This window comes from Thiobacillus thioparus DSM 505, assembly GCF_000373385.1.
Classification (GTDB): domain Bacteria; phylum Pseudomonadota; class Gammaproteobacteria; order Burkholderiales; family Thiobacillaceae; genus Thiobacillus; species Thiobacillus thioparus.
On sequence record NZ_KB891330.1, the window covers coordinates 65,378 to 89,049 of the forward strand.

Consider the following 23,672-nt stretch of genomic DNA (forward strand, 5'->3'; position numbering starts at 1 on the left):
TGCTCAGCCGGTCAGCATCGACAGCACAGCACGCAGGCTCTGCCAGCCGGGACGCGCGATCAGCATCGGCAGCACGGCCCGGACGGCCGCGACACGCTGGCCGCCCTTGCTCAGTGCGCAGCCGATGTTGTAGCGCGCGCCGTACATCCGGCTCGACACCCCCTGCCTGACCGGTGTCGGAAAACGTTCGGCCAGCCGCACCAGATCGGACAGCGTGCGCACATTCTCACGCTGCGCCGCCACCGGATTGCGGCGCGTGGCGCTGCCGCCGTGTATCACGTACACGCCGAGGCTTTCGCAGATTACGCCGATACGATGACTATTGGCCACCAGCCGGGTCAGGAAATGGACATCCTCGCAGACCTTGAACCCGGTCGGATAGCCCCCCAGTTCGATAAAGCGGCCGCGCGGAACCGACAACGTGTGCGTGTCGCCGAAATGATCGGCCACGAAGGCCGCGATTTCTGCGGGTGCATCCATCACCACCCGTACGGTTCCAGCCGCCTTGGCCAGCATCAGGCGTCCCGATTCGTGCTGCGCCATCGACGTGCCGAGCAGCTTTCCGTCCGTATCGCGATACTCGTAGTCGCCCGTCAGGCAATCCAGCGAGGCGTCCTCGGCAATCCATGCCGCATGGAGTCCGATGCGATCGGGCGCATACCAGTCGTCGGCGTCGAGAAACGCCAGCCAGTCGCCCGTAGCGGCGACCGCACCCGCGTTGCGCGCCACCGACACACCGCTGTTGGGCTGCCCGATCAACCGCACCGCCTCGCCGAATTGACGCGCGATATCGGCCGTGGCATCGGTCGAGCCGTCATCCACCACGATGATTTCATGTACCGGCCAGCTTTGCGCACGCACCGACTCGATGGCGCGCGCTAGGGTAGCGGCTGCGTTGAATGCGGGAATGATGACCGAGAAACGCGGGCTCATACCGAACGTCCCAGCCAGGCCAGTGGCAGCGCCAGACCGCTGAGGCGGGCCATCCGGCGAAAGCGCGGCACCTCGTCCAGCCGGGTGCGCCAGACAGCAAGGCGACGGCGCAACCGGCCTTCGATCCAGGCCGGATCCTGTTTTTCGATCGCGTGCGCCAGTTCGAGCGGCGTGAGAAAGCGCACGTGCGGGCAAGCGGTCAAAGCTGCATTCAATCCCGCTTCGAGTGCCGCAAGGCTGGCATCCGCTGCCTGCAGGAAATTGAAGCGATGGGTTTCCACCAGACAGGCCCGTCCCTGTCGGGTGCGCGTCTTGAGCCCATCTGCCAGCCGCTGCGGCCCATGGCCCAGGGTCGGCTCGAAATACACATCGCGCACCAGATAGGTTTGCCCGACACGCGAACGCGCGCCGGACAACATCGACGCATCCACGCATCCCGGCCGGCCCGCGGCATCCCGACACGTGGCGCGCTGGCCAGGTGTAACGACGACGTCGATCCCCGACTGCGCCCACGCCGCCTCGACGGCTTCGTTCCAGATGAACGTCGTGGCAACCGCCACTTGCGGCAACCGGCCAAACACGGTCCGATACGCTGCCGTCTCCGCGGCAACGGCTTGCTCGATCGCCGCGTTCGGCAGTGCGCGCGACGGCAGATCCGAGGCATCGACCCAGCGGCTCTGCAAGGGGGACGGCAGCGCCTCGGTCGCGGCAGGCTCCGGCGTGGCCAGCCAATCCCGCACCGCTATATCTTTCTGTGCCGCAGCCAGCAAGGCGGCCGGCCAGTAATGACATTGGCCATGCAATTGGGGCGCAAACACCCCGGCGGCGATGCCTGCCTGCATCGCCGCACACACCGTTTCGAAACGCTCGTCAGCGAGCGTCAAGGCGTGATATTCCGTAAAGCGGCTCGCTGCGATGCGGGCCCCATCCGGCACTTCCAGCACGACACCCAGCGTCATGACGGCCGGACGGCCGTGGCGGTCGCGTATGCGCTGCAACAGGGCCGCCAGGCGGGCCAATGCATCCGCCTGGGGCAATGGCCCCGCGCCCCAGTCATCGCTTTCGACGATGAGCACGGGATGACGCAGCACCGGTTCGCGCCAGCGTGCGACAAGCGGACCGGCGAATGCCAGCAGCACCCCTGCCCATAGCAGTATCACCATCGCCAGGAGCAGTGCCAGTACGGTCATCGATACCCCATCTCCGCCGCCACGCCTTCCACCTGTGGCAGCACCCGCTCGATCTTCTCCCGGTTGCGGCCGTCCTTCCATTTATCCAGGCGGATTTCGGAAAAGGCGTTATAGGGAATGTCGAGCACTTCCGCACAATGCGCCTGCAGGTGCGCATCGAATGCCAGACCGCAGCCTTCGAACACCCGGCGAAAGGCAGCAACCGGGTCACGCAGGAAATCCTCGTAGAACACCTCGACCCACTGCCCGGCAGGAATGCCGGCCCTGGCATCGAGAATGGCCCGGTTGACCGCGGCATATTGAAAGGCGGCGACCTCCTCGACCGGCGCGTTCACGTAATTGCGCCAGCCGTCGGCAAGGAAAAAACACCATTGTTTCAGCTGCCCGTTTTCCACCGCCACCTTCGCCGGCAAATCGTTCGACCAGGTGGCGAATTCGTCGGGCTTGCGCCAGCCCTCGATCAGCGAATTGAGGTTGTCGCCCGGGCTGCGCTTGACGAAGACGAACACGGCATCGGGAAACAATTCCCGCAGATAGGCGACGCACAATCCGTTCTGGTTGTTCTTGTCGACCCAGCGATGATGGCCGGTCCAGCTGTAGAAGTAGCGGCTGACGTCGTCGCGTTCGGCTGCGCTGGCATCCGTTGCATCCAGCGCGTGCGTGTCCCAGTTCTTGTCGGCCAGGGGGTGCAGGCCCGTCCAGTAATCGTGGGTCTCGCGTTGCAGACTGCCGATCTCGCGCGCTTCGGACAGGGTTTTGTAGACCAGCGTGGTGCCGGCCCGCGAGCAGCCGATCACGATGATGGGGCGCTCCGCCGGCCGCGGCGAAAGCTGCCAGCGCATGCTGCGCAAGGCGCGACGCGCTTGCCGTGCATGGAATGCCAGCGTCTTGACCACCTTTTCGGCAAATTCACTCAAACTCATAGACTTTCTGTCGTTATCAAACGGAGTCCGATCACCCCGCAACCGGGCAAACAGGATTCGTGCCAATCGGCCAGCTCGTTTATATTGGCGGACATTATCCCGTATCACGCTGACACAACACACCATGGATGGCATTTTTGGCTGGCTGGGCGACCACGGCGCGCATCAGGACCTGATCCGGCATATGAGAGGAGCGGCCAACCCGGCACAGGAGGGGCTGCTGCACGAACACAGCAGCCAGATGCTGGGAGTGGCCGCGTCTTCGCGCTTCGGCAAGGCCGATATCCACGTCGAAAACGGTCTCGCTGCCACGCTGACGGGGCGTCCGGTCTTTCTCGACGAGGAACTGGCCTTCATCGCCCGCGACCGCAGTCCGGCCACCGCCGTGGCGCACGGCTGGATACGCCACGGCGAGACGCTGCCCACGCTGATGCACGGCAATTTCGCCTTTGCCGTGCTGGAGCCGCTCAAGAAGAAAGCCTGCCTGGTTCTCGATCGCGTGGGCGCAGAGCGCCTCTGTTATGCGTATCGGGGCGGCCACCTGGTGTTCGGCACCAGCGCCCAGAACGCCACCGCCCATCCCGCGGTCGGGCGGATCATCGACCCCCAGGCGATCTACGACTACCTGTATTTTCATACCATTCCGGCACCTCGCAGCCTCTATCAAGGCGTGCACAAACTGTTGCCGGGACAGATGGTCACCTTGAAAAACGGCCAGCTCAGCACCGCGTTTTACTGGCAGGCCGATTACACCCCGGTCGATGCCGGGTTCGACGTCCATCGCAGCGATTTTCGCACCGTACTGGACGAGGCCGTGCGCGATGCCGATGCCCCTTCCACCGCGGCGTTTCTGTCCGGCGGCACCGACAGCTCGACGGTTGTCGGTGCGCTTACAGCCGTACGCGGCGCACCGGTCGACACCTTTTCCATCGGCTTCGATGCCGACGGATTCGACGAAATGGAATACGCGCGCTGCGCTGCCGAGCGTTACGGCAGCCGCAGCCATGAGTATTACTTGAAGCCCGCCGATATCGTGACGGCGATCCCCATCATCGCGCGCGAATACGACGAACCGTTCGGCAACGATTCGGCAGTACCGACCTATTTCTGCGCCCGGGCCGCGCGCGAGGCAGGGTTCGAACACATGCTGGCAGGCGACGGCGGCGACGAGATCTTCGGCGGCAATGCGCGCTATGCCAAGCAGAAGCTGTTCGAGAATTATTTTCGACTGCCCGCGGCGATTCGGCGCGGCGTGGTGGAGCCGATCGCGCACCTGCCGGGGTTGTCCGACCGTTTTCCCCTGGCCAAACTGAAAAGCTACGTGCGCCAGGCCAACATGGGCCTGCCGCTGCGCCTGGAGAGCTACAACTTCCTGCACCGTACCCCGCTCGACCAGATCCTCGCGCCGGATTTCATCCATGCCGTCGACCCTTCGACAGCGGATGCCGCACTCACCGAGGTCTACGAGCGTACCGCGTCCGACCATTACATCAACCGCATGATGCATCTGGATCTGAAGTTCACCCTGGCCGACAACGACCTGCGCAAGGTGGGCACGATGACCGAAGCGGCCGGCATCGAAGTGCACTATCCGCTGCTCGACGACCGCATGGTCGCCTTCGCCAACCATCTGCCGGTCGACTACAAGGTGCGCGGCCAGATGCTGCGCTGGTTCTTCAAGGAGGCCCTGCGCGACCTGCTGCCCGAAAAGATCATCAACAAGAGCAAGCACGGCTTCGGCCTGCCCTTCGGCGTGTGGAGCACCCAATACGCCCCGCTCGGCGACCTCGTCGGCGACAGCCTCGCGGACTTCAAGCAGCGCGGCTGGATCCAGCCGGCCTATCTGGACCATATGCTGGCCATGCAGCGCGGACCGTACGCCAGCTACTATGGCGTGATGATCTGGGTGACCATGATGCTGGAACAATGGCTGCAGGCGAACGAACACTGAAGCGAACGCCGGCCAGCGGACTCAGAAGTCGAAGTAGATGAATTTCTGGCTGCTGCCGCCAAAGACAATGAGCGTCAGCGCCAGGCCTGCGTAGGCCGTGCCGCGCAGCGTAAAATGCAGTTGCCCCCAGCGCCGCAGGCCTTGCCTCAACAACCGTTCGATGGACGGTTCCAGCAAGGTCAGCAGCAGACTGCCCCATACCAGCAGCTGCACATAGCTGCGCACCGACGCGACCTCGGTTGTCTCTCCCAGCCCCAGCATCGCCGCGGTGATGGTCCACGCATCGTGAAACGAGTGCGCCCGGAAGAACACCCAGCTGATCCACACCAGTGCAAGCGTCACCGGCCATCCCAGCCAGGACAGCAGCCGCGCACTGAAGGAATTCGACAGCACGCCCAACCGCGAATAGAGGTCGAGCAGCAGGCGATGCAGCACCAGATAACTGCCATGCAGGAATCCCCAGAACACGAAGGTCCAGGCGGCGCCGTGCCAGAGCCCGCCCAGCAGCATCGTGATCATCAGATTGGCCAGGTTGCGGGACTTGCCGCGCCGGTTGCCGCCGAGCGAGAAGTACAGGTAATCGCGCAGCCAGCGCGACAGGGTGATGTGCCAGCGCTGCCAGAATTCGCGCACGCTGCGGCTGGTATAGGGGTGGAGGAAGTTGCGCGGCAGGGTCACGCCGAACATCAGCGCCAGGCCGATGGCCATTTCGCTGTAGCCGGAAAAGTCGAAATAGATTTGCAGCGCAAATGAAGTCGTGGCGAGCCAGGCCAGGTAGAAGTCCAGCATGTCGGGGCGGCTGAACAAGTCGTCGGTCAGGAGCGATAGATTGTCGGCAAACAATACTTTCTTGACCAGGCCCACCATGAACACCAGTGCGCCCAGTTTGACGAACTCCGCCTTCAGCGGCTGCAGGGATTCCAGCTGTTCGACCAGTTCGGAGGCACGCAGGATGGGGCCGGCGATCATATGCGGGAAGAAGGTCACATAGAGCCACCAGGCGCGAAAGGAAATGCGGTGCGTCCATTCGCCACGGTAGACGTCGATCATCACCGACAGCATGTGGAAGGTATAGAAGCTGATGCCCAACGGCAGCGCCCAGTCCGCCCAGCCGGGCGGCGCAGCGCCCACAGGCAGGTCGAACCATGTGCCCAGCGTCCACAGGCTTTCCAATGCCATCCCGAGATACTTGACGACCCCCAGAAATCCCAGGTTCAGTACCAGGCCGGCCACCAGCAGCCGCTTGCTGCGGGTGGCCGACAGGCCCGAGTAGATCAGATAATTGAGGCTGACCGACGCTGCCAGCAGGATGAGATAGACCGGTTTCCAGGACGCATAGAAAATCAGGCTGCCAACCAGGATGACGGCAGCACGTTCGCGATAATTGCGTGCGCCCGCGTAGAACATCAGCAGCACGGCAAAGAACAGCAGGAAAGTCGGGGAGCTGAACAACATGCCTATCGATCCTTCCAAGCGGCCAGTTGGCGCCCCAGTTCGGCGCTGTAACGCTGCGCACCCCGGTCGTTCAAATGCCCTGCGTTGACGAAGTCGTCAGGGCCGAAACCAGTCGGCGTGGACAACACGATCACGCCGCGTTGCCGCAGGCGCGCCAGCAATGTCCGATAGGGGGCGGCCTCGGGGCGGGGATCGACAAACGCAGAAAGACGGTCGCGCAAGGGCGGCAGGGTGACGAACACCTGTACTTCGCGCGACTGCAGGAGATCGATCGCCTGCCATAGAAAGCGTTCGACGGCCGGTGCCGGAGGATGCAAGGCCGCACGTTCCTGCTGCGCCACCTGACTCGCATTCTGGGCCGTGCCGAAACCTTCTCGATAGCCCGAATAGGCCACCGCCGCCCCTCCTACCGGATCGAGCGAACGCACACTGGCCTCGACAAATCGCAGCGCCTTGTCCGGTTCGCGCAACTGGCGAAGATTATCGCTGTACGACCATAGCCGCAGATGGCTTCCCAGCCAGTCGCGATAGCGGCCCGCATCCCACAGGGCGCGCCGGTCGGCAAGAAAGCTGACGTAGCCGAGCGAATTGTCTTCCTGCAGGGCGCTTTCATCCAGCCCAAGCACTACGGTATGAATCGCCGCTTTTCCCAGCAGGCCGCGATCGTCCAGACGCCGGATTTCGCCGTGATACACGATGGCATTGGCGCCCGGCAAACCCAGGTTGAAGCTACGCAGGACGGGACCCGGCCAGGCCCGTTCCACTGCACGCGGATCGATACCGTTGTCCGTCCGACTGTTGCCGATGAAGAGGATCTGCGGCGGGTGGCGTTCGACCTCGAACAGCTTGTCGTATGCCCGCCCCTGGGCAAATACTGCGCGGTAGCGGAACATCACGGCTTCGCTGTGCAGGGCCAGTTCGACCAGCCCCGTCAGCAGCAACGCCAGCCAGAAGGCCCGACCCAGCCCGGGCGGCAGGCGCAAACGAATCCCTGGCACGGTCAGCCTCCGGGCCCGGCGCTTTCCGGGCTGAACCGGCTCGACGGATGAGGCTGCTCGCTGCCCCGGACGCGGCCCTCGACAGGAACCACCTTTGCCAGCACGCCGGAAAACTTGGCGGCCAGCACCAGGATGATCATCAAATGGTAAGGCAGGTCGAAATGACTCATACCCAGGAATGCACCGGCCACCGCATAACCGATGAGGCTCACCTGGATCATGGCCGCCAGATCGGCGGCCCATTTCCGCTCGGGGTCATGCTTGCATCGCTTGATGATCTGCTGGGCACGGATCCAGGCCAGCAACCCCAACAGCATGAACAAGGCAAATCCGATGAATCCCTGTTCGCCCATCATCTCGAAATAGATGCTATGCACATCGTGAACATTCCAGGGGTCCGGGGCATATTGACGGAATGTGGGCGGCCTGAACATGTCGAACCCGCCACCGGTGATGCGGTCTTTCGCCACGTTGAACGCGGTGTGCCAGGCATTGATCCGGCCCTGCGCCGACTGGTCCTGCTGATAGGACTTGATCGTGTTCATGCGGTCATACCAGGCCTGCGGCATGATCGAGGCCATGATGGCGACGGCGATCAGCATGTAAAAGCCGGTGACGATCTTGTTGCGGCTTTTCATCCACAGGAACAGGCCCATCGCCACCATCGCCAGCATGCCGCCGCGCGACTGGCTGCCAATGGCCGCGACGCCGGTCAGCACCATGGCGCTGGCCAGTCCGATCTTGACCCACTTGCGGGTTTCCTGAAGATGAAGGTAGCGGATGAGCGGAATCGTCATCACCAGGGCGAGTGCCATTTCATTGTTGCCGCCGATGAAGGTGCCGGTCGGCCCTTGAACGCGGTATACCCCGCCGTTGATGATGGTGAAGATCCCGCCCTTGACGCCATAGAACCCGAATGACAATGCAATCACCCAGACCAGCCAGTGCAGTTTGTAGCGCTCGTTGATGATCAGCACCGTGAGCAGGACCATCAGCATGATCTTCCAGACCTTGTTCCACTGGAACCATGCCAGATCGGGGTAGAACGCAAAGAAGGTGGTAAACAGCATCCAGCCGGTAAGGATCAGCAGGACGGTGACTTCGCGCGTCCACAGCATCTCCTTCTTTTCCTTCGACGCCAGGAAGGCGAGGATGGTGACCCCGCCGACGATCATCGAGAACGGCATGTTGTAGGCAAAGCCCCACGCCAGCCGGTGCGGATTCATGTAGCCGAGCCACGACCACAGCAGGATGCCCAGCCAGGGACGTTTGAAGACGAAAGGCAGCAGGCCGAAAATCAGGCCGGTGATGAACAGGTCTCTCATGCGGGTTGGGCTTTCTGCGCGACGGGCGGAATGATGGTGCCTGACCGATCCGTCATCAAGTCATCTGGAAAATACTGCGTACTCGAGGTGTCGCGACAGAATACTGCAGGGCCGGGCCAGGCTTGCGGCTTCAAGGTCAGGGCACTCATCGGACGATCTGTGCCAGCGCCCCATGCACAGGGACGTGACTCACCACATAGCGATGCTTGCCGGACGCTTCCGGCGCGATCGCGTCCAGCAAGCGGATATCGACGGCCAGCGTAGTGCCCAGACGCGCCCGCAACCCCCGGATCACGGCTTCGCGTGCTTCGTCGTTCCAGCGCACGTCCGGTACGACCTGTACCTCGAGCCGGTCTATCGCATGCTGGATCAGCTTGAACTGCCCCACGCCCGGCACCGCGCGCAGCACATAGATCACCGCCAGGGCATGCATGATGCGGCCGTCGGCGGCAAGGATGAAATCGGTCTGCCGCCCCACCACGGTATCCAGCACCGTGAGGCCACGCCCGCCCGGGTCGCGCCGGCCCGAATGACGCACGACGTCTCCGGTACGGTAGCGGATGAACGGCTGGGCGGCCGACACCAGGCTGGTGATCACGGCCTCGCCTTCCTCCGCCGGATTGCCCGCAGCATCGAGCACCTCGATCAGATGCGTCTCGCTCATCTGCAGCAACACCCCGTCCGGCGACTGCAAGGCCATCAGGCCGGCATCGCGCGCGCCGTATTCGACCGAGACCGGCACCCCGAACACCCGTTCGATCAGTTCGCGCTGATGGGGAAACAAGGGCTCGCCGGTGGTGCTGACCACGCGTAGCGCAGGCAACCTGGGTCGCGTGCCGCGCGTCTCGGCATGCGCCGCGAGCAACGCCAGGCTGCTGGCATAGCCATAGATCGCTTTCGGATTCCAGGCCTGTATGGCCTCCAGATAATCGTCCATGCGCGCAGACGACATGTCGAACGCATTCAGCAGCAGCTGGTTGACCAGCCGGTCGCGCAAGGTCTTGATGCGATCGGTCTTGCTCAACTCCACCGGTGCGCCCCACAGGTATACCTCGCGCTCGCCGGGCGCCACGCCCCACCAGCGCCGCGCGCGCAGCCGTCCGGCCGCGTCCGCAGCCTGACGTGCGCGGCCGAAATGGAAAATCAGTGGCTCGCCGCTGGAGCCGCCCGTCGTATAGGGAAACACGCCACCCGGCACGCCACGCCACACCAGTTGTTCGACGTTCTCGCGCGCATCGCGCTTGTCCATTGTCGGCAGGCGCGACAAATCACTCGGCAACACCGCCCCCGCCCGAACGGTCTCGACCAGTCCGGCGGCATGCAGCCGGGCGGCATGCCAGGGGCTGTGCGCCAGCGCAGTTTGCAACAGCACATTGAGATGCCCGGTCTGGTAGTCCAGCATGTCGTCGCGCGATAGCCACTGGGTACGCTCGAGTTCCTCCAGCATGGGGAACGTGGGCCGATGCATCGCCGCTTCTTGAAGCCGAAACACGTTGCGGGCGAACCAGGCCGGGACGCTCATGACCGACTCCGCAAGGGCAGTGCCTTGAAGCGTGTCAGCAGTTCGTCGCACAAGGCCGTGACGGCCGGCGAAATGTCCGGCGGACTGCGATGCCTGACCGAGCGCGCATGGATGCGCCCTGCGATGGCGGCGTTGAATCCGGGCAATTCGAGGAAATCGTATACCGCCGCGACCTCGCGCATCGGGTTCTGCACCAGCGCTTCGTAGAACACCACGCGCACACGGGGATCCGTCGCCAACTGATGCTCGAAGAACAGCGCATTGCGATAGAACCACATGATCGCAGCGCCCTCCGCTTCGCTGGCGTCGGGGCGATACAAGGCCATCAGCAGCTCACGGGTTGCTGGTGACATGCCGCGTCCGCGCCAGTCGCTCGTATCGCCGTGCGCCAGCCGCTGCCACTGCGGAACGAAGTTTCCGAAGGAACGAATCGCCGAATTGACGCTGTCGCGCCAGTCGCGCACCACCCACAGGGTCTTGGCGGGACGGAACGTCGCCATCAAATGCGGAAGCTGATCGAGTTCGCACAGCGCCTTGATCACGAAAACCGGTGCCGGACTCGCCAATGCCAGTTGCCGGATCACCGCCGGTTCGCGCATCTCGTAACGCTCGAACGCTCGCGGATCGGTCTCGTGAAACACCTGGGTGGCCACGCTGGCATCCAGCACGTCCATCAGGAGATTGGTGCCGGAGCGCTGCATGCCCGCCACGAAGACATGCTGGGTAACCGGGCGCGGATGCAGGCGTTGGCGCCATGCCTTGGCATGGCGCCACAGCGCATGCCGAATTCGCGTCGACACGCTGCGGGCGTCATGGCCAGTCGCAGGTTTGGCGGGACTCATTGTCCGGCGGCCGCCGGCGCAGACCGGACGGAGGAAGCGGGCACAGCCAGCAAGGCATCGAACGCGCGCAACAGCTGTGACACACGCTTGTCCCACTGGTTGGCCTGTGCATAGTCGATGATCGCGGCCCGATCCCAGTTCCTGTCGAGCGCGGCGTCCAATGCCTGCTGCAGAGCCGCGGCGTCACCGAACGGCACGATGCTGCCAAGCGCGTCACGGCAGACCACTTCCGCATTGCCGCCCACATCCGTGGTCACGACGGGCAGGCCACAGGCCATGGCCTCGAGAAACACGTTCGCCCAGCCTTCGTTGCGGGTGGCCAGCACGAACACATCGGCAGCCGACAACGGCCATTTGAGCGCGTCGGGTGGCAGCGTACCGAGGAAATGCACGCGACCGGTCAATCCCAGCCGGGCGACCTGTGCCTCGAGCTCGGCGCGCAGATCACCTTCGCCGCCACCGCCGCCGACGATGAGGTAATGCAGATCCGGATGGCGCGCCATGAGCGGCGGCAGGCAATCGATGACGCGGTGCATGCCCTTGCGCTCGACCAGGCCGCCGACCGAAATCAGGACCTGTGCCCGATCTGGCAAGCCGAAGCGGGCGCGGGCGGCGACACGCTCGACGGGATGGAAAACTTGGGTGTCCACGCCGTTGCCGACGACTTCGGTTTTGCTTGCGTCGACGCCAAGATCCAGCGCCAGTTGGCGCAACGAACCGGATACCGAGAACACCCGCGCCGCCGCCCCGAGTGCGCGCACCAGCTGCCGACGCAAGACCGGATTGCGGCTATGCGGCACTTCGGTGCCGCGCAAGGTCAGGGTCACGGGCAAGCCGAGCCAGCGCCCCAGCCGCGTCGCAGCATCGCCGTCCGGGTAGCCGAAATGCGCATCGATGAGCCGTGCGCCTTCGCGCCGCAGACGCCGCATCAGGAAAAAGCTGCATAGCGCCATCGATGTACCATCGAGCCGGCGCAACAGGCCGGGCAACGACAGGAAGCGCGGGTGATAGACACGGATACCCTGCTGGATTTCCAGCGCCGGTGCCTGCGGGCGATAGCCAGGACGCAGCCGGCGGATCAGCGACTGCCCGGGGAACCACGCCTGCGGCGAGACAACGGCAAGCGGCCGATGCTGCGCCACACGAAACATGCGCTCGCGGATGAACAGCCCGGCAGCGGGGCGGGCCGCACTGGGGAACAGCGAACTGAACACGACCAGATCGAGGCGGCCGGTATCGGCGGTACATCCGTCAGCCAAGCGCCGCCTCCATCCCCGGTTTGACAAGGTTGCCGTATACGCTGCGATAGCGCGCCACGCTGGCGGGCCAGTTGCGTTCGGATTCCACGAATTGGCGGCCATTTCGTTTCATGCTGTCCCAGCCCTGCTCGTACTTCAGCAACGCCACCACCTTGCTGGCAAGGTCGCCGGCATGGCCGGCCCGGAACAGCACGCCGGTCTTGCCATCCTGGATCAGTTCCTTGTGGCCGCCCACATCGGAGGCCACCATCAGCCGCCCCTGCGCCATCGCTTCCAGCGGCTTCAGCGGCGTGACCAGTTCGGTCAGGCGCATCGGGTGACGCGCATACACCAGCACGTCGATCAGATCGTAATAACGGTTCACTTCGCCATGTGGCACGCGGCCGGTGAAAATCACGCGATCTTTCAGATCGAGCGCCATCACCTGCTGCTTCAGCACCGCATCCTGCGGCCCGCCACCGACCAGCAGAACTTTGACGTCGGGCATCTGCTTGAGAATCGCCGGCAAGGCGGCGATCAGCAGATCCAGGCCTTCGTAGGCATAGAACGAACCGATGAAGCCGAGCACACGGCTAGCGCCGAGCCCCAGTTTCATTTTCAGTTCGGCATCCGGCTTGCCGCCGACGGCAAACTTGTCGATGTCGACCGCATTGGGAATCACCGTGATCTTGCCGGGCGGAATGCCGCGCGCGGCAAGATCGCTGCGCAGGCCTTCGCAGATGACCGTCACCGCGTCTGCATGTTTGACGGCCCAGGTTTCCAGCGCACGGGTGAGCCGGTAGCGCAGGCTGCCCTCTTTCGTACTGCCGTGATCGACCGCGGCATCTTCCCAGAAGGCACGGATTTCATAGACCACCGGAATACCCAGCTTGCGGCCGACACGGATCGCCGGCACCGCATCCAGCACTGGTGAATGCGCATGGATCACATCGGGTTGCAGCGCTTTTGCCAAGGCCAGCAAGCGCTTTTCGATGGCTCCCATCACGGCGAACGGGTCGCCCCCCGGCAGGTGCGCCAGCAGCCCCGTCGGCTTCGGCGTGCGATAGAAATGCAAGCCGTCGGCATTTTCTTCCATCACCGTGCAATCGATCTGTTTGGGGCCGGACAGGTGATAGGTCTCCCAGCCCATTTTTTGCTGGTTGCGCAGAATCGCCGCGCTGCGGAAGGTATAGCCAGAATGCAGCGGCAGGGTATGGTCGAACACGTGGAGGATTTTCATGCCGCTTGCCGCTCGCCCTCGAATACGCTCTGGCCGTCCATGCCCAGCACCTGCCCCAGGAAGGCATCGAACATCAGCACTGTCCACAGGATCACCGAATAGTCGCGCCGGCCGGACTGATGCGCCTCGACCACTTCGCGCAGATAATCCTGGTTGAACAGGCCGGTGGACGCCAGCCGTTCGCCGAGCACCACGCTGCGAATGGTGGCGGCCAGTGGGCCGCGGAACCAGGCGGCCAGCGGCACCGAAAAGCCCATCTTCTTGCGGTACAGCACGTCGTGCGGCAGATAGGGCTCCATCGATTTCTTCAGCAGGTATTTGCCTTCCGTACCGCGCAATTTGAGATCGACCGGCAGGCCCGACACCCAGCCCATCAGTTCGTGATCGAGCAGCGGCTCGCGCACTTCGAGCGCGTGTGCCATGCTGGCGCGGTCGACCTTGGTGAGGATGTCGCCGACCAGATAGGTCTTCATGTCGAGATACTGCACCAGCGACAGCGGATCGCCGGTGGGCGCGACCGCCGCATGGCGGCGCAGCACGTCCACCGCCTGGTAGCCTTGCAGCTCGCGCGTGAAGGACGGCGAGAACAGCTGTTTTCGTTGCGCATCCGACAGTAGCGAGACGCCGTGGAAATAGCCTTCGACGGTGTCGCGCGCCAGCGCCTCGAAGGTGGTCTTGGCGCGGAAGACCTTGGGTGCCCAGTCGGCCTTCGGATACAGCTTGCCGAGCGCGCCGAACAGCGGGCGGCGCAGCATCAGCGGCATCGCCGCGCGCATGCGTTCTTCGTAGCGGAACCAGCGATAGCGCCGGTAGCCGGCGAAGTGCTCGTCGCCGCCGTCGCCCGACAGGGCAACCTTCACGTGCTTGCGCGCGAGTTCGCAGACCCGGTAGGTCGGCAGCGCGGACGAGTCGGCATACGGTTCGTCATATACCTGGGCAAGCTTGTCGACCAGGCTGAAATCGTTGGAGGCGACGGTTTCGACGTGGTGGTGCGTGTGGTAACGATCGGCAACCTGCTGGGCGAATTCGATTTCGTTGAACGCCGGATCGTCGAAGCCGATCGAGCAAGTGTTCACCGGCGTGGTGGACTGGGTCGCCATCATCGCCACCACCGCGCTGGAATCGACGCCGCCCGACAGGAAAGCACCCAGCGGCACATCTGCAATCATGCGCAGACGAACCGATTCCTTCATGCGCGCCACCAGTTCGTCCATCGCGTCCGCTTCGTCTTTCACCGCCACCGGAGTGAAGGGCATATCCCAGTACTGCTTCGGCAATGCACGCGACTGGCCGCGTTTGAGCGTGAGCGTGAAACCGGGCGGCAGCTTGTACGCCCGCTTGAAAATAGTGCGCGGCTCCGGCACGTAGCCGTAGGCGAAGTATTCCTCGACCGCCAGCGGATCGATGTCCCGCGCCAGGCTGGGATGCACCATCAGCGACTTCAATTCCGAGCCGAAAATGAATTCGCCGGTTTCGAGGAAGGCGTAATATAGCGGCTTGACGCCGAAGCGATCGCGCACGACGAACAGCGTTTCCTGCTTGCGGTCCCACAGCGCAAACGCGAACATGCCGCGAAAGCGTGCGACGCAGGCTTCGCCCCAGGCCTCCCAGGCGTGGACGATGACTTCGGTGTCGGAATGGGTGCGGAAGGTGTGGCCGAGCGCCTCCAGTTCGGGCACCAGTTCCTGGAAATTGTAGATTTCGCCGTTGAACACGACGACGACCGAGCCGTCCTCGTTGAACAGCGGCTGCTGGCCGGTGGACAGGTCGATGATGGACAGGCGCCGATGCCCCAGCCCCACGCCAGGCTCAAGGTGCAGGCCGCCTTCGTCAGGGCCGCGATGGAACTGGGTTTCGTTCATGCGATGCAGCAGTTCGCGGGAAATCTCGTTCACGCCGCTGGTATCGAAAATGCCGGTAATGCCGCACATGCTAGTTGTCTGTCCCTGTCGATTTATCGGGTTATTCGACGGCCGCTCAGCGCCGGAGCCCCAGCGTCCGGTCGTATACCGTGGCATACGCCTCTGCCATCGCCGGAATGCTGTAGCGCTGCTCGGCCTGCCGCCGGGCGTTGCCGCCCTGCCGCGCGATGCGCGCCGGCGCTTCCGGATCGCCGAGATAACCCAGCAAGGCCTGTGCCATATTCTCCGCGTCGCCGGCCGGCACCAGCCGTCCGGTGACCCCATCTTCCACCAACTCGACGTTGCCGCCCACTGCGGTGGCGATCACCGGCAGTCCGCTCGCCAGCGCCTCGAGTATGGTATTGGAGATGCCCTCGTTTTTCGACGGCAGCACGAACACGTCGAATGCCTGCATCAGTTCCGCAATGTCATGGCGCTCGCCCGGCAGCCAAGCCAGATGCGCCATCCCTGCCCGCTCCAACAGTTCCATGCAGGCCGCACGTGCAGGCCCGTCGCCGACGATGACCAGCCGCGCCTGCGCGGCCCGTTCGGGAAACTGCTGGAGCATCTGGATGAAGGCGCGCGTGAGCGTGGGATAGTCCTTGACCTCGACCATCCGACCGACCGCCCCGAAGACCGTGCTGTCGGCGTCGGCGAATCCGGGTGGTAGCACTGCCGGCCGCGCACCGGCGCGCGGATGGAATTTCACGCTGTCGACGCCATTGTAGATCTGGTGCAGCTTGCGCGGCGGCACCCTGACAGTCTGGCGTAGCCAGCTTTCAAGGTCGCGGCTGACCGCAATGTAATTCGACACGAACGATCTGGCTGCGCGGCGCAGCAGATTGTATTTCCAGTTGCGGCCATGCAGGTCGAACACGTCGCGCCCATGTTCGCCATGGACAGTGGCATGCACGCCGGCAGCGGCTGCGACGAACTGCGCTTCCAGTGCGGCCAGATTGCGGGTATGCACAAGATCCGGCTTGAGCTGGCGCAGCAGTTTCCATAGCCGCACGGTCCAGCCGAGGCCATGCCCCGGCGCACGGTGCAAGGCATGGAACTCGACCGGCTGTGCCGTGATGCGCTGGCGAAAATCGCTGTAGTCGGTGAGCGTAACCACGGTATGCCGGTAGCGTTGCGGCGGCAGGGTATTGAACAGGTTGACCATGCCGTTCTCCATGCCGCCGGTATCGAAACGGTGGACGATATGCACGATGTGTACGGTCACTGCCCGTCGACCTGGTCGAGCCCGCGGGCGATGGCAGGTTCCATGTCCGCTGCAAAACGTGCCAGGGTGGCGGTTGCCGTCTTGAAATCGGCATTCTGATACGGCGTGGCGACCAGCACCGACAGGCCGTCGTCGCGTGCCAGCCTGACCCGGTCGAACGCAAGGATCAGCTTGGCGAGATAGTCGTTGACGACGGAGTGCTGATCGATCAGGTTCCACTGCCACACCAGCAGACGCTGGCCATTGCTTCCGCGCATCTTGGCCTGTCTCACCTGCCGCGCAACCCCGTCGATCTGTACGGTGACGATCGTCTCGCCGACGTTCGACCAGGCCGGGTCCTTCTGCTTGATCATGTAATTCTGCGAGTTGATGAGCTCGGCGCCCTGCCGCTGAGTTACGTAATAATTCAGTTCCAGCATCACGCCATGTCCCGCCTGCGTATAGGACCGGCGCAGTTGGCGGTCGGCACCGATCCAGTGCGGCACCCAGGTCGTGAAGACCTCGCCGGGTTGCCAGCCGCCGGCCGCCTCGACCTGCAATGCCGGCATGTCGGGCAGCGGACGCGATTCGAGCCAGTGCGCATACATCGGCCACAGGCCGGCCACGCCCAGCGCGAGGAGGGCTGTCGGCAGGATCGACCGCGACGCGACGCCCGCTCCTGCCGACCCCGCTGGCACGACAGGCAGCGGCGAAACAGGCTCCGCCTGGTCGTCCTCGCGCCAGAAACTGCCGATCCAGAACAGCAGCATCATGACAATGCCGAAGAACACCCAACCGTAGATGTAGTGGTCGACGCCGAGTGCCAGCTTCATGTCGGACAGATGGGCGATCATCACGATCATGAAGGCCCGCCCGCTGTTGGCGAAGACCGGGACGATCATCGCGGCGATGGAAAACAGCAGCCGGCGCTTCCACGAGCGGTAGGTGAGATAGGCATACAGCACGCCAAGCGTCACCGAGGCGATGAGGTAACGCAGGCCGGAGCAGCCTTCCACCACCGACCAGTCGCCGCTGGGGATGCTGAAGAACGTGCCCTCACGGTACACCGGGATGCCGGTGGCCTGCAGCATTGAGACGGTGAAATCAGCGGTCACGCCCATCAAAGGCTGGATCAGGAACTCGCCCATCGGAACTGCGAAAAACAGGAACATCAGAGGGAAAAACGCCGCGCGCACGAAAGCCGCGCCGAGCAGGGTCCAGACTGCGGCGATCAGCATGGCGATGAATGCGAGCTGGGCGACGACATTGACGCTGCCGGCGTCGGCCAACAGCCAGCTGACGCCGGCCGCCGCCAGCAGGAACAGGCCACGCAGGTCGGCGCGTGGCCTGATTCGCGCCAGTTCGTCGTGTTTGCGCCAGATGAGCCAGATACTGATGGGAACGATCAGGTAGCCGTGGGCAAAGGTTTCCGATCGCGCCCACACTTCCTCCATCGAGAGGAAAGTCGGCCAGAAGATGGCGGTCAGGATCAGCAGGATGCCTATCGTCACACCGGCGGACAGCCACCAGCCGGTTCGCGGCGTGGTCGCGGGAAGGGTTTCGGGCAGGGCACTCATGCAGGACACGTCTCCAGAGCAGAGGATGCGACAGGCGCCGCATCGAACAAGGCATCGATCATCGACAGATTGCGCGCCCAGTCGTAATGGGCCAGGATGCAGGCGCGCGCCGGGGCGCTGGTGGTTCGCGTCTGCAATTGGGCAGTGACGGCACCCGCCAGACCTGCTTCGTCCTGCGCCAGCAGGAAGTCGCGCCCGGCCTCGGCGCGGATGCCTTCTGCCGCCTGCGCAGTGACAACCACCGGACGTGCCATCGCCATCGCCTCCAGCACCTTGTTCTGGATACCGCGCGCAATCCGCAAGGGCGCTACGGCACACGCTGCGTGCGCCAGATAGGGCCGCACATCGGGTACGCTGCCGGTGACAACGACGCCGGGCTGGCGCGCCAGCGCCAGGACGGCTTCCGTAGGCCGGCTGCCGACGATGGTGAACTGAGCGGCCGGTACAGCTTCGCGGATGGCGGGAAACACCCGTTCGGCAAACCAGCTGACGGCGTCGACGTTCGGCCAGTAATCCATCGCACCGGTAAAGACCACGCCCAACACGTCGGACGGGTAGGGATTCGGATAGTCACGCGCCGGCGAAAAATAATCGGCATCGACACCATTCTCGAACGCGCCGATCTTGTGACGCGCTTGCGGAACCCGACGCTGGAGCAGCGCCGCCTCGTCGCACGACACCAGCAGCGTGGCATCGAAATCCTGCGCCATCTGCGCCTCCCATGCCGCCAGCCTGCGGCCTTCGCGCGCATAGAGCCAGGACATGGGCCAGCGCTGCGTTGGGGCGTACTGGCTCCACTTGTCGGAATCGACGTCGACCATGTCAAGCACGCGGCGGGACAGCTTCGCCGGCATGAACTGCGCCATCGCCGAGGAAAACGCCAGTCCACGCGTCACTTTTCCGGAGTCGGCCAGATCGGTTGCCCAACGCTTGAGTTCGCTGCTGCGATAGTAAGGCAACGTCAGCGCCTGGCCGGTAAACAGTCCGGTCAGGCTCGCCAACTTGGCGCGGCGTGGTTTCAGCGGCAACAGCTTGATCGAGACACAATAGGGCTTCAATGCATCGGCATACTGCCAGTCGTCGGGATCGTCGACGAAGGCGCCGAGGTGGACAGCGTAACGCGTGCTCAGATGCCGCAGCAGATGGAACGAGCGGATCTTGTCGCCTTTGTTGGGCGGGAACGGGATGCGATGTGCAAGAAACAGCAGCCCCTCTTTCACGCTCACCCCAGATTCTTGACGATGTGCGGCCCGATGACATTGGCGAGCGCCAGCGGCATTTTCTTCCAGGCCTGGATGAAGAGGCGGTATTTGGGATTGAGCGGGTTGATCTCGGGAACGTCGGAGTCGGTTACCAGGAAATACTCGTAATACAGCGGCGTCGGCTCGAAGCCCCAGTTCTTCTTGAAGTCGAACGAACCGGTGCCGCGCTTGCTGCGGCCGAAGTCGAACACCTTGAGGCCGCGCTCGCAGGCACGGCGCATCAATTCCCAGTACATGAAATCGTTGCCGGCCACTGCACGCGCGGCGTCCACGCCCCCGCCGTAATACGGCAGCACCTCGTCGCGGAAATAGAACGACATCACGCTGGCGATGACCTGCCCCTCCAGCGTAATGGTGAGCACCTCGCAATCGTCGCCGAACTCCTCCTTCAGTAAACGGAAAAATTTACGCGAAAACACCGGCGTGCCCAGGCGGTGCACACTCGCCGAATACGCCTGGAAGAATCGCGTGGTGTCGCTGTCGATTTCGCCCAACAGACCGGCCTTGATGCCTTTGCGCACCATCGCGCGCTGCTTGCGCGGGATGGCATTCATATTGGCCTCAAGGTCGGGTTCGATGGCTTTCTTGAAGGTGACGTACAGATCCTTGGTCGGCCAATGGGCATGCTGGGCCACCTGGTTGCGGTATTCGAGTGCGCCGACCTTGAGGCGCACGGCCAAGGCCTGTGCCGCCTCGTCGAGCGCGCGCCAGGCGGCATCATGATCGGCGAGGATGCCGCCATAGGCGCAGAACGGCAGCGAGCCTAGGCCATGCCCGAACAGGCGGCTGCGGATCTCGACCAGCGGCAGGACGCCCACGATCTCGCCGCCGCGTTCGGCGAGCATGAAATGCGTGCGGTGCCCGAAAGCGGCTTCGATCACGCGCTTCCACCCGGCGCGATGAAAGAACGTCGCATCCGGATGTGCATTCACGTAGGCATCCCAATGCGGGAGATCGCGTGCCTCCAGCGCGCGCACCGTGACATCGGTCGCCATCGTTTCAACCAGGAGGGGTTCGGATTGCATGTTCAATGTTCTGGCAGGAATACGCGGTCGACGCGGTCCCATTCGAAATCGGTAAGCAACTGACGCAGTCTACCCGGCATGCGTTGCAGATTGACGTAATGGCGGAAGCGCGTCCTGGCCGACAGGCCGGACTGGCGCGGCTGTCCGGCATCGAGTTCCCAGGGGTGGAAATAGAACATGCAGGGCGCGTGGTCCCGGTCATTGACTCGATTCAGCATCCAGCGCGACATCGAATACGGCAGCAAGCGGAACCAGCCGCCGCCCGCAGCAGGCCAGTTGCGTCCCATCAGCGGAACCGTGGTGGGCGGCAGTTCGAGAATGCCGGCCGCGCCATTGGGGCGATGCGGAAAACGCGGCGCATCGGGCATGCCGTAATGGTCGTGGCGCACCGGATAGATGCTCGAACTGTATACATACCCTGCATTCTCGAGCTCTTCGACGGCCCACCAGTTTTTCCGGTTGATGGAGAAACTCGGCGCACGATAGCCGCGGATGTCGACACCGCCAAGGTCTTCGAGAATATGCTTGGCGCGAGTGATGTCATCACGGAATTGCTCCGGCGTGAGGTCGCTCGCGCGTTGGTGGCCGTAGCCGTGACTGGCGAGCTCGTGGCCATCGTCGACGATGCGGCGCACCACCTGCGGGTAGCGCTCGGCGATCCAGCCGAGCGTGAAGAAAGTCGCTTTGGCGTTCGCCTCGTCAAGCAGACCGAGGATTACGTCGACATTGCGCTCGACCCGGCACGGCAGCGTATCCCAGTCTTCGCGCCGGATATGCGGGGCGAATGCCGACACCTGGAAATAGTCCTCGACATCGATCGACATGGCATTCCTGATGCGTTCGGCCATTACACGATCCTCGTGTCCGACAGGGCATGAACCCCTTTCGGCATGGGCAGCCAGTCCTTCAGCTTATACGCAATGCGCATCGCCGCTCGGCCGTCCCAGTATTCGGGAATGCGCCCGGCCTTGCCACCGCCCGCCAGGATCTCGGCGAACGCGCGACGGATGGCCTCGGGATGAGGGCCGACCAGCGTATTGGTTCCTTCGTCGAGCGTAATCGGCCGTTCGGTGTTCTCGCGCAGCGTGAGACACGGCACGCCCAGCGCCGTGGTTTCTTCCTGAATGCCACCGGAATCGGTCAGCACCAGCTTGGCATCACGCATCAGGCCGAGCATCTCCAGATAGCCCACGGGTGGCAGGATGTGCAGGCCGTCCAGCTTGGCGGTGAAGCCGAATCTCTCGATGTTGCCGCGCGTACGCGGATGCAGCGGCATCACCACCGGCAAAGTGCGATTGATTTCGCCGACCACATCCAGTAACGCAGCGAGCGTCGGCGCATCGTCCACATTGGACGGCCGATGCAACGTCAGCACTGCATACTGCGCCAGCGTGGCGCCCAGGGTCCGGACGCTCGGCACGGCATGTTCGAGATTGCGATACAGGGTGTCGATCATCACGTTGCCGACGAACTCGACGCGCGCGGGATCGATCCCCTCGCGCTGCAGGTTGGCCAGTGCGCTACGCTCGGTGGTGAACAACAGATCGGAAATCTGGTCGGTCAATACGCGGTTGATTTCTTCCGGCATGCTACGGTCGTAGCTGCGCAGACCGGCCTCGACATGGATCACTCGCACGCCACGTTTGGCGGCCACTAGCGCGCAGGCGATGGTGGAATTGACGTCGCCCACCACGAGCACGGCCTGCGGCTGTACGCTTTCGAGCACGGGTTCGAAGCGTTTCATCACTTCCGCCGTTTGTACCGCATGGCTGCCCGAGCCCACTTCCAGATGATGATCGGGCCGCGGGATGCCCAGGTCGGCAAAGAAACTGTCGCTCATCGCCGCGTCGTAGTGCTGGCCGGTATGCAGTAGCTGCGCGGCGATGCCCGCCTCGGCCAGGGCAGCCATCACCGGAGCGATTTTCATGAAATTGGGACGTGCGCCTGCGACGCATAAAACCTGGGTCATGGCTGAGTCGTCAGTGCGAGGTATCGAGGTTGTCCGACGGCGCGTCTTCCTCTGCCGCCGCGTGGCGTTCGCTCACGGTGTAGAGAATTTTGCGCACGATGGGCAGGATGCGGTTGACCGAACGTTCCAGCTGGTCGATGCGCTGCGTCAGCCGGGCGCCATCTTCGCCATTCAGGCCCCCACTGCCCTGGACATGATTGTTGACACCGGTTGTCCCGTGGAAATCCTGGTGTGCAACTTCGTTCTTCAGATCGGCGATCACCTCGGCTACCTCGGCTTCGCCGAAATGATTTTTCTCTTCGAGAAAGCCAAACAGCAACAGGCGATCGCAGGTGGTATTGAGGCGCCGCGGAATGCCGCCGGTAAAACGGTGCAATTCGGCGAAGGCTTCGTCATCGAATCCCGGCGTGCCATGCCAGCCGACCGTACGCAGGCGGTGTTCGATATAGCCGCGCGTCTCGTCGGCATCGAGCGGCCCCAGATGGTAGGAGGCCACCACGCGCTGGCGCAGCTGCTGCATGTCCGGGCTTTGCAGAATACCGCGGAATTCGGGCTGCCCCAGCAGAAAGGTCTGGATCAGCGAACGTTCGCTGGTCTGGAAATTGGACAGCATGCGCAGCTCTTCCACGGCGCGCGGCGTCAGGTTCTGCGCCTCGTCCACCACCAGCAGCGCGCGCTTGCCCTGGCGCGCGGCCACTGCCAGAAAATCTTCCAGGTTTTTCAGCAGCGATGATTTGGTCAGGCCTTCGTGCTCCAGGCCGAACGATGCGGCCACGCTGCGCAACGTATCCTCCGCATCCAGCTGGGTCGACACCAATTGCGCCGCCACCAGATTGTGGGACTCGAGCTGGCGGAACAGGTTACGTACCAGCGTGGTCTTGCCGGCACCGACTTCGCCGGTGATGACGATGAATCCCTCGCCCAGCGACAGGCCGTAATCCAGGTAGGCCATCGCCCGCTTGTGGCCCTTGGAGCCGAAGAAAAATCGCGGATCGGGATTGAGCTGGAACGGTTTGGCGCTAAAGCGGTAATAGTCTTCGTACATGGACAATCCGTTATCTGAGTGGAGGCACGGCGCGCACTGGATGAAGCAACGGCTGTGCCATGCCGGCGGATC

General features: G+C 63.6%; 19 protein-coding genes. 1 reads left to right on the forward strand and 18 read right to left on the reverse strand.

What is annotated here, in order from left to right; genetic code table 11:
- Positions 1-3 precede the first annotated feature (3 nt).
- The 3 genes from B058_RS0113020 to B058_RS0113030 are packed head-to-tail and all read right to left on the reverse strand — an operon-like array spanning position 4 to position 3,046.
- Positions 4-933: a glycosyltransferase family 2 protein gene (locus tag B058_RS0113020; protein WP_018508926.1), complete on the reverse strand. Its 930-nt coding sequence runs from the start codon at positions 931-933 to the stop codon at positions 4-6.
- Positions 930-2,123: a hypothetical protein gene (locus B058_RS0113025; RefSeq protein ID WP_018508927.1), complete on the reverse strand. Its 1,194-nt coding sequence runs from the start codon at positions 2,121-2,123 to the stop codon at positions 930-932. Before B058_RS0113025 ends, B058_RS0113020 begins: the two co-directional genes overlap by 4 nt.
- A complete protein-coding gene (locus B058_RS0113030; protein WP_018508928.1) occupies positions 2,120-3,046 on the reverse strand; it encodes a sulfotransferase family protein in 927 nt (308 codons plus the stop codon). The genes B058_RS0113025 and B058_RS0113030 overlap by 4 nt, the downstream gene beginning before the upstream one ends.
- Before the next feature lie 124 nt (positions 3,047-3,170).
- On the opposite strand from B058_RS0113030, the gene B058_RS0113035 reads away from it, so the two are divergent.
- Positions 3,171-4,997, forward strand: a complete 1,827-nt coding sequence (locus B058_RS0113035) for an asparagine synthetase B family protein (protein WP_018508929.1) — start codon at positions 3,171-3,173, stop codon at positions 4,995-4,997.
- A gap of 21 nt (positions 4,998-5,018) precedes the next feature.
- Here the strand turns inward: B058_RS0113035 and B058_RS0113040 are convergent, their stop codons facing one another.
- The 15 genes from B058_RS0113040 to B058_RS0113110 form a co-directional block, all read right to left on the reverse strand.
- Positions 5,019-6,452, reverse strand: coding sequence for an MBOAT family O-acyltransferase (locus B058_RS0113040; RefSeq protein ID WP_018508930.1), 1,434 nt, complete (start codon positions 6,450-6,452; stop codon positions 5,019-5,021).
- Positions 6,453-6,454: 2 nt separating this feature from the next.
- Positions 6,455-7,450: a hypothetical protein gene (locus B058_RS0113045; RefSeq protein WP_051082126.1), complete on the reverse strand. Its 996-nt coding sequence runs from the start codon at positions 7,448-7,450 to the stop codon at positions 6,455-6,457.
- Positions 7,451-7,452: 2 nt separating this feature from the next.
- Positions 7,453-8,775: a putative O-glycosylation ligase, exosortase A system-associated gene (locus tag B058_RS0113050; protein ID WP_018508932.1), complete on the reverse strand. Its 1,323-nt coding sequence runs from the start codon at positions 8,773-8,775 to the stop codon at positions 7,453-7,455.
- Between the two features lie 145 nt (positions 8,776-8,920).
- The gene (locus B058_RS0113055; RefSeq protein WP_018508933.1) at positions 8,921-10,297 is read right to left on the reverse strand and encodes a phenylacetate--CoA ligase family protein; all 1,377 of its coding nucleotides are present in this window, start codon (positions 10,295-10,297) and stop codon (positions 8,921-8,923) included.
- Positions 10,294-11,139: a sulfotransferase family protein gene (locus B058_RS0113060; protein WP_018508934.1), complete on the reverse strand. Its 846-nt coding sequence runs from the start codon at positions 11,137-11,139 to the stop codon at positions 10,294-10,296. Before B058_RS0113060 ends, B058_RS0113055 begins: the two co-directional genes overlap by 4 nt.
- Positions 11,136-12,398 (reverse strand): glycosyltransferase, encoded by a 1,263-nt coding sequence (locus B058_RS0113065; protein ID WP_018508935.1) that lies wholly within the window; start codon positions 12,396-12,398, stop codon positions 11,136-11,138. Before B058_RS0113065 ends, B058_RS0113060 begins: the two co-directional genes overlap by 4 nt.
- Complete coding sequence (locus B058_RS0113070) at positions 12,391-13,617, reverse strand: TIGR04063 family PEP-CTERM/XrtA system glycosyltransferase (protein ID WP_018508936.1); 1,227 nt, start codon at positions 13,615-13,617, stop codon at positions 12,391-12,393. The genes B058_RS0113065 and B058_RS0113070 overlap by 8 nt, the downstream gene beginning before the upstream one ends.
- A complete protein-coding gene (locus B058_RS0113075) occupies positions 13,614-15,548 on the reverse strand; it encodes an XrtA/PEP-CTERM system amidotransferase (protein WP_018508937.1) in 1,935 nt (644 codons plus the stop codon). Before B058_RS0113075 ends, B058_RS0113070 begins: the two co-directional genes overlap by 4 nt.
- 46 nt (positions 15,549-15,594) lie before the next feature.
- Positions 15,595-16,743 carry a TIGR03088 family PEP-CTERM/XrtA system glycosyltransferase gene (locus B058_RS0113080; RefSeq protein ID WP_018508938.1) on the reverse strand — a complete coding sequence of 383 codons (1,149 nt, stop codon included), beginning with the start codon at positions 16,741-16,743 and terminating at the stop codon, positions 15,595-15,597.
- Positions 16,740-18,299 carry an exosortase A gene (xrtA, locus tag B058_RS0113085; protein ID WP_018508939.1) on the reverse strand — a complete coding sequence of 520 codons (1,560 nt, stop codon included), beginning with the start codon at positions 18,297-18,299 and terminating at the stop codon, positions 16,740-16,742. Before xrtA ends, B058_RS0113080 begins: the two co-directional genes overlap by 4 nt.
- Positions 18,296-19,525: a TIGR03087 family PEP-CTERM/XrtA system glycosyltransferase gene (locus B058_RS0113090; protein WP_018508940.1), complete on the reverse strand. Its 1,230-nt coding sequence runs from the start codon at positions 19,523-19,525 to the stop codon at positions 18,296-18,298. Before B058_RS0113090 ends, xrtA begins: the two co-directional genes overlap by 4 nt.
- Positions 19,522-20,586: a FemAB family XrtA/PEP-CTERM system-associated protein gene (locus B058_RS0113095; RefSeq protein WP_018508941.1), complete on the reverse strand. Its 1,065-nt coding sequence runs from the start codon at positions 20,584-20,586 to the stop codon at positions 19,522-19,524. The genes B058_RS0113090 and B058_RS0113095 overlap by 4 nt, the downstream gene beginning before the upstream one ends.
- Positions 20,587-20,588: 2 nt before the next feature.
- Entirely contained in the window at positions 20,589-21,434 is an 846-nt protein-coding gene (locus B058_RS0113100) for an XrtA system polysaccharide deacetylase (RefSeq protein WP_018508942.1), read from the reverse strand.
- The gene (gene wecB / locus B058_RS16980; RefSeq protein ID WP_040724498.1) at positions 21,434-22,555 is read right to left on the reverse strand and encodes a non-hydrolyzing UDP-N-acetylglucosamine 2-epimerase; all 1,122 of its coding nucleotides are present in this window, start codon (positions 22,553-22,555) and stop codon (positions 21,434-21,436) included. Before wecB ends, B058_RS0113100 begins: the two co-directional genes overlap by 1 nt.
- A gap of 10 nt (positions 22,556-22,565) precedes the next feature.
- Positions 22,566-23,600 (reverse strand): XrtA/PEP-CTERM system-associated ATPase, encoded by a 1,035-nt coding sequence (locus B058_RS0113110; protein ID WP_018508944.1) that lies wholly within the window; start codon positions 23,598-23,600, stop codon positions 22,566-22,568.
- Positions 23,601-23,672: the final 72 nt, after the last annotated feature.